The sequence below is a fragment of the Azoarcus indigens genome (assembly GCF_004361735.1).
Classification (GTDB): domain Bacteria; phylum Pseudomonadota; class Gammaproteobacteria; order Burkholderiales; family Rhodocyclaceae; genus Azoarcus; species Azoarcus indigens.
In genome coordinates this window covers 22,868-29,504 of sequence record NZ_SNVV01000039.1, presented here as the reverse complement: position 1 = coordinate 29,504, position 6,637 = coordinate 22,868, and the positions used below count along the sequence as shown (strand labels likewise).

Genomic DNA, 6,637 nt, shown 5'->3' with positions numbered 1-6,637 from the left:
AGCACCAGGCCCAGCGCCACCAGGGCGTAGAGGCCGATGTAGTTGAGCAGGGTGACGTAGAAGGGCGGGAGGAACTGCGGGGCGATGGCCAGCAGCGCGAGGAAGCCGAACAGGAAATAGCGCGGATTCATTCTTCTTCCTCCACGTGACGGCTGGTGAGCGAGCGCCAGAGCAGGAAGGGGATGATCAGGGTGAACACGATGACTTCCTTGTAGGTACTGGCCCAGAAGGAGGAGAAGGCTTCCAGCAGCCCGACGAGCACCGCGCCCAGCGCCGCCAGCGGGTAGCTCGCCAGCCCGCCGATGATGGCGCCGACGAAGCCCTTCAGGCTGATGATGAAGCCGGAGTCGAAGTAGATCGTGGTGATGGGCGCGATCATCACGCCGGATAGCGCGCCGATGAAGGAGGCGAGCAGGAAGCTGGCGCGGCCGGCGAACACCGGCGAGATGCCCATCAGCTGCGAGCCGACGCGGTTGATCGCGGTGGCGCGCAGGGCCTTGCCGTAGATGGTGCGCTCGAAGAACTGGTAGAGCACGATGATGAGTGCCAGCGACAGCGCGACCACCCACAAGCTCTGGCTGTTGATCATCAGCGGGCCGAGTTCGAAGCCGGCTTCGGAGAAGGGCTTGGTCTGGGCGCCGCTGGGGCCGAACAGCAGCAGGCCGACACCGACCATGGCGACGTGCACCGCGATGGAGACGATCAGCAGCACCAGCGAGGGCGCGTTGGCGATCGGCTGGAAGAACAGGCGATACATCTGCGGACCCAGCGGCACCACCACCGCGAGGGTGAGCAGCACCTGGGCGGCCATCGGCAGGTCGGCCAGCGGCAGCTGGTACATCAGCACCACGAGGGCGAAGGCGTAGACGACCTTCAGCACCATGTTGAGCGGAACGCCGCGGCGCGAGGGCGAGCGGAAGCGCACGCGCAGGTCCAGTGCGGCTTCGACCACGGCAAGGCCCGCCACCAGCCAGACGATGCTGTTGGGCGTGCCGGACTGGACGGCGGCCATGGTGAGGGCGCCGAAGGAAACGAATTCACCCAGGGGTATCAGCAATACCCGGGTGACGGTGAAGACGAGCAGGATGGAGAGCGCCAGCAGTGCGTAGATCGCACCGTTGGTGACGCCGTCCTGCCCGAGAATCATGGCGATCTGTAGGTCCATTCGAACAAAGTCCTTCGTTCAGGCCGGCCGTTCCGCCGCGGGGGCGGACAGGGGCGCGACATGACGCGGTTGGCGTCTCCGCCGTCCCGGTGCGCGTTCCCGCAGGGTGAGCGGAACCGCCGGAGCTGCCGGTAGAGGCTGACTCCGCCTGGCAGGAATACCGGGTGGCTGGTTCGACCCGCCGCCGCAGCGCCGGGCCTGAAGGAAAACCGGCACCGGGTGAGCGGTGCCGGCAAAGCGTTTTACTTGAGCAGGGCCCAGGTGCCGTTCTTGACGGTGATCATCTCGCGGCCGCGCTCGTCGAAGCCGCTGTGGTCTTCCGGCGTCATGTTGTACACGCCTTGGGCGCCGACCAGTTCCTTGGTCTGTTCCAGCGCGTCGCGCAGGGCGGCACGGAATTCCTTGGTGCCCGGCTTGCCCTTCTTCTCGGCGATGGGGATGGCCTTCTGCAGCAGCAGGCCGGCGTCATAGACGTTGGCGCCGAAGGTGGCCGGCTTGTTGCCGTACATCTTCTCGTAGGCGCCCATGTACTCGGCGGCGACCTTCTTGGCCGGGTTGCTGTCCGGGATCTCGTCCAGCACCAGCATCAGGCTGGCGGCCAGGATGGTGCCTTCCACCTTCTTGCCGCCCAGCTTCAGGAAGTCGTCCAGCGCGGCGCCGTGGGTCTGGTAGTACTTGCCCTTGTAGCCGCGGTCGAACAGCGAAGTCTGCGGCAGCACGGCGGAACTGCCCGGGGCGGCGATCAGCACCGCATCCGGCTTGGCGCCGATGATCTTCAGGGTCTGGCCGGTGACGGAGGTGTCGTTGCGCTGGAACTTCTCGTTGGCGACGATCTGGATGCCGTTCTTCTCGGCCAGCGCGGTCATGACCTTGCTCCAGTTTTCACCGTAGGGGTCGCCGGTGCCGAACAGGCCCAGGCTCTTCACGCCGTTCTTGGCCATGTGCTCGACCAGCGCCTTGGCGATGATGTCGTCGTTCTGGGTGGTCTTGAACACCCACTTCTTCTGTTCGGTCATCGGCAGCACCACGGCGGCGGTGCCCACCGGGGCCAGCAGCGGCACGCCGGCTTCGGCGACGAAGCCGATGGCGCCCATGGCGTTGGGCGAGCCGGAGGGTCCGATGATGGCGTCAACGTTGTTCTCTGAGATCAGCTTCTTCACCGCGGTCACGGAGGCGGTGGAGTCACTGGCGTCGTCCAGGGAGATGTACTCGATGGTCAGGTCGCCAACCTTCTTCGGCATCAGCGGAACGGTGTTCTTCTGCGGGATGCCGACCAGGGCGATCGGGCCGGTGGCGGAGGTGATGACACCGACCTTCACCTGGGCGAAGGCAGTGGTGGCCAGGGTGGCCAGGGCGACGGCAGCGGTGATCTTCTTCAGCAACATGGCGAAACCTCCGTTAGGGTTCTTTCGTGCAGCAGGTGTGATTGAAAAAAGAGCGGCTACTTCGTTTTGACTTCAGATTGTTATGGTGCCCACGCTCGCTCCGCCACAGACGTACAGCGTCTGGCCGGTGACGAAGCTGTTCTCGGGGTCGGCAAAGAACATCACGGCCCGGGTGACGTCGTCGGCACGGCCGACGCGCTTTACCGGGATCGCTGCCGCCAGCGCCTTCTCGCGCTCGCTGCCGGCTTCGATGACGGCGTAGTACATGTCGGTCTGGATCGGGCCCGGCGCCACCACGTTCACCGTGATGCCCTTGGGCGCGAGTTCCAGCGCCCAAGTGCGCGCCATGCCGATCATGCCGGCCTTGGTGGCCGAGTACGCGGTACGAGTTGGCAGGCCCAGCGCGCCGCGGGAGGACATCAGCACCACGCGCCCGAACTGGCGCTGCGTCATGCCGGGCAGGAAGGCCTGCATCAGGTCGATGGCGGCGCCCAGGTGGATCTGGGTGAGGCCCTGCAGCTCCTCGTTCTTCACCTCGCCCAGCAGCTTGGGCCAGATCACGCCGGCGTTGTGGATGAAGTGGCTGACCTCGTGGGCGGCGGCGATCTCCTGGCCGGCCTGCGCAGTGGCGGCGGCGTCCAGCAGGTCGACCTGCACGGTCTTGAGGCGGGGGTGGGTCCAATCTGGTGCGCGGCGGGCCAGGGAAATGACCTCGTAGCCGTCGGCCAGCATGCGCTTGCAGATATCGGCGCCGATCCCGGCCGAGCCGCCGGTGACGACGGCGACGTTCTTTTCACTCATGTTCCGTTCCTCAAACCGTAGGAGTCAGTGCCAGTACGCGCAGCGGGCTGCCGGATCCGTTACGGATCTTGAGGGGCGCGGCGAAGATGACGGCACCTTGCGGCGGCAGCAGGTCCAGATTGGTCAGGCACTGGAGGCCGTAGCGGTTGTTGCCGTGCATGAAGTAGTGGCAGGGGTAGGGCGGGTTGAGGTGATGGGCCTGGCCGGCGTCGGTGCCGACGGATTCGGTGCCGAAGCCATGCACGTTCCGTTCCTGAATCAGCCAGGGCACCACTTCGGCATCGGGGCCGGGGGAGTGGGCGCCGTCCTCGGCCATGTTCAGGTATTCCCTGGGCATGGCGCGCTTGGACCAGTCGGTGCGCATCAGCACCCAGGCGCGTTCCGGGATGCGGCCGTGCTTCTGTTCCCAGGCCTTCACGTACTCGACGGTGAGGAGGAAATCCGGGTTTTCGGCGCACTCGGCGGAAACGTCGATCACGCAGGCGGAGGCGATGAAGTTCTCCACCGGGATGGAATCCACCGCGTTGTCCGGCTGGTCCTTGCCGCTGATCCAGTGGATGGGGGCGTCGAAGTGGGTGCCGGTGTGCTCCGACATGGAGAAGTTGTTCCAGTACCAGGCCGGGCCGCGCTCGTCGTAGCGGGAGATTTCCTCGATGCGGAAGGGCCAGGCCTGGCCGAACTCCGGCGGCAGCTGGATGATGGGGAATTCCGGCGTCAGCGTCTGGGTGAGGTCGACCAGCTTCACGCGGCCGGACAGCAGCTCGGCCATGAACTGGGTGAGGACGGGGTTGCTCATCTGCGGTTCTCCTGTGCGCGGGCGGGCTTACTGGCCCAGCTCGCGTTCGACGGCCTTGTGGTTTTCGCGCAGCCGGGTGCGCAGTTCCTCGGCGATGTCGCCGACATAGACGTCCTCGACGCCGTCCTGCAGGCCCTTGACGATGGCCTTGGCCAGGCCGGAGGGCGCGATCTTGGGCGGCGGCGTGAGCTGTTCCCATTCCTCGTCCACCGGGCCGGGGAACACGTTCATCACCCGCACGCCGGCGCCGCGCAGTTCGGCGCGCAGCGTCTGCGACAGCGACAGCGCCGCCGCCTTGGAGGCGGACCAGGCGCCGCGCGCCGGCAGGGCGGCATGGGCGTGGATGGATAGGATGTTCACCCAGGCCACCGCGTTGTTGCTGCCGTCCGCGGCGCGGAAGCACATGCCGGGGCCGAAGGCCTGGGCCAGGCGCATCAGGCCGAGCACGTTCACCTCCATGGCGTCGCGGGCGAGGTTCACATCCTTGCGGTTGAGGATGCCGCCGTCGCGCAGGTAGTCGGCGGTATTCACCAGGATCTCGACCTTGCCGCCAATGGAGGCGGCGAGGCGGTCCACCGAATCGGTGTCGGTCACGTCCAGCTCGACCACCTGCAGGCGCGGGTCGGAGGCCACCAGCTTGTCGAAGGCGGGCACCGTCTTCCAGGTGCTGGCGTCGCCGAGGAAGACGGCGTTGGCGCCGGCTTCCAGCATGGCCCTGGCGACCGCCATGCCGGTGGCGGACTTGCCATCGGTGACGAGCACGCGGCGGAACTTTGGGTCGCAGGTGGATTCGCGCAGCTGCGGGGCGTCGTTCATGTTCGGGGTGTCCTTTTCCGGCAGCGCGTGCAGCACCGCCTGGCCGCTGCGGTCCAGCTTCAGCGTCAACCGCACCGTGCCGCCTTCGGCGCAGTCCTCATGCACATGGGCGACCACCGAGGGGCCGGCGGCCATCTTCACCGTGCCGACGCGCCAGGGCAGGCGCTCGCGGAAGTAGAGGTCGTTGCTGTGGCGCAGGGTGGTGGTGGCGATGAGTTCGCCGCGGTTGTCCACCGGCTTCCATGCCACGTGCTCGGAGAGGCAGCTGCCGCAGACTTCGCGCGGCGGGTACTGCACCGTGCCGCAGTCGGCGCACACCTGCATCTCGAACACGCCTTCGGCCGCGGCGCGGGTCAGGCCCAGCGCGCTGCGGCTGCGCGGCACCGGCGGCAGCGTGGCCAGCCGGGTGCGCAGTACCGGGTTCTTCTTCTTCGGTTTGACGAGCGGTTCGGTCATGCCGCTTCTCCTTGCGTCGCGCCCCGTTCCAGGATGGCCGCGCCGGAGCACAGGCCGCGGTCGTAATTGATCATGCCGAAGCCGGAGACCACGCCTATCTTCGCGTCCTTCACCTGGGTGCGGCCGGCGCTGCCGGTGAGCTGGCGCAGCGCCTGCACGAAGCCGAGGTAGCCGCCGGCGGCGCCGGCCTGGCCGACCGAGAGCTGGCCGCCGGAGGTGTTGAAGGGGAAGCTGCCGTCGATGGTGAATTCGTTGGCGCGGATGAAGCCGGCGACTTCGCCCTTGGCGCAGAAGCCGAGGTCTTCGAACTGCATGGCGTTGATGACCGGGTAGTCGTCGTAGGTCTCGAGGAAATCGACGTCCGCCGGGGCCACGCCGGCGTGATCAAAGAGCGCGTCCTTGTCCATCGCCCAGCCGCCGCGGAACTGGATGGGGTCTTCCGGGAAGGCGTTGTGGCGTTCGATGGTGGAGCGCACGCGGGCGTAGGGCAGCTTGAGCGCCCGGGCGCGTTCCTCGCTCATCACCAGATAGCCTTCGGCGCCGGCACAGGGCATCACGCAGTCGAACAGGTGGATGGGGTCGGTGATGGGGCGGGCGTCGAGGTATTGCTGCAGGGTCAGCGGCTTCTTCATCAGCGCGTGCGGGTTCTTCAGGGCGTTGTCGCGCTGGGCGACGCAGAGCTTGCCGAAGTCCTCGCGGCTGGCGCCGTAGTGCTTCATGTAGTAGTCGGTGAGCAGCGCAAAGCTGGCGTTGGGGCCGCCGGCGCCGTAGGGATAGACCGCGTCCTGGGCGAAGCGGGAGAACTGGCTCACCGTGTTGCGAAAGGAATCCACATGGTTGGTGTCGCCGGCGATGCAGGCGATGACCTCGGCGTCGCCGGCCTGCACCGCCCGCGCGGCACGGCGCAGCGCGACCACACCGGAGGCGCCGCCCATGGGGATGTGGTCCAGCCAGCGCGGGCTCATGCCCAGGTGCTGCATCAGGCCGACGGCGGTGTCCGGCCCCAGCGTGAAGCTGGAGACGCAGACGCCGTCCACCTCGCCCTTGGCGATGCCGGCGCCGCGGATCAGCTCCGCCAGCGCGCGGCCCAGCCACCAGTGGGCACTGCGGGTGGAGTAGCGCACATAGGGAATGGTGACCGGCACGGTGACGGCGACGCCGTCATAGCCGCGCCGTTTCCCGGCGGGCGCCGCACGCGTGGCCGCACTTGCCACCATG

Annotated in this window: 6 protein-coding genes; all 6 read right to left on the bottom strand. The window is 67.3% G+C overall.

The window, feature by feature from the left end; all coding sequences use genetic code 11:
• Positions 1-127 precede the first annotated feature (127 nt).
• Positions 128-1,165, bottom strand: a complete 1,038-nt coding sequence (locus tag C7389_RS24015) for a branched-chain amino acid ABC transporter permease (RefSeq protein ID WP_133595198.1) — start codon at positions 1,163-1,165, stop codon at positions 128-130.
• Positions 1,166-1,407: 242 nt separating this feature from the next.
• The gene (locus C7389_RS24010) at positions 1,408-2,550 is read right to left on the bottom strand and encodes an ABC transporter substrate-binding protein (RefSeq protein WP_133595197.1); all 1,143 of its coding nucleotides are present in this window, start codon (positions 2,548-2,550) and stop codon (positions 1,408-1,410) included.
• A gap of 72 nt (positions 2,551-2,622) precedes the next feature.
• Complete coding sequence (locus C7389_RS24005) at positions 2,623-3,351, bottom strand: SDR family NAD(P)-dependent oxidoreductase (RefSeq protein ID WP_133595196.1); 729 nt, start codon at positions 3,349-3,351, stop codon at positions 2,623-2,625.
• Positions 3,352-3,361: 10 nt separating this feature from the next.
• The gene (locus C7389_RS24000; RefSeq protein ID WP_133595195.1) at positions 3,362-4,147 is read right to left on the bottom strand and encodes a cyclase family protein; all 786 of its coding nucleotides are present in this window, start codon (positions 4,145-4,147) and stop codon (positions 3,362-3,364) included.
• A gap of 27 nt (positions 4,148-4,174) precedes the next feature.
• Positions 4,175-5,419, bottom strand: a complete 1,245-nt coding sequence (locus C7389_RS23995) for an SDR family NAD(P)-dependent oxidoreductase (protein WP_133595194.1) — start codon at positions 5,417-5,419, stop codon at positions 4,175-4,177.
• Positions 5,416-6,636 (bottom strand): thiolase family protein, encoded by a 1,221-nt coding sequence (locus C7389_RS23990; protein WP_133595201.1) that lies wholly within the window; start codon positions 6,634-6,636, stop codon positions 5,416-5,418. The genes C7389_RS23995 and C7389_RS23990 overlap by 4 nt, the downstream gene beginning before the upstream one ends.
• Position 6,637 lies beyond the last annotated feature (1 nt).

What these genes read in the sequence shown, in the direction of transcription:
- C7389_RS24015 (WP_133595198.1), bottom strand. Translation starts at nt 1,165, where the DNA reads ATGGACCTACAGATCGCCATGATTCTCGGGCAGGACGGCGTCACCAAC.
- C7389_RS24010 (WP_133595197.1), bottom strand. Translation starts at nt 2,550, where the DNA reads ATGTTGCTGAAGAAGATCACCGCTGCCGTCGCCCTGGCCACCCTGGCC.
- C7389_RS24005 (WP_133595196.1), bottom strand. Translation starts at nt 3,351, where the DNA reads ATGAGTGAAAAGAACGTCGCCGTCGTCACCGGCGGCTCGGCCGGGATC.
- C7389_RS24000 (WP_133595195.1), bottom strand. Translation starts at nt 4,147, where the DNA reads ATGAGCAACCCCGTCCTCACCCAGTTCATGGCCGAGCTGCTGTCCGGC.
- C7389_RS23995 (WP_133595194.1), bottom strand. Translation starts at nt 5,419, where the DNA reads ATGACCGAACCGCTCGTCAAACCGAAGAAGAAGAACCCGGTACTGCGC.
- C7389_RS23990 (WP_133595201.1), bottom strand. Translation starts at nt 6,636, where the DNA reads ATGGTGGCAAGTGCGGCCACGCGTGCGGCGCCCGCCGGGAAACGGCGC.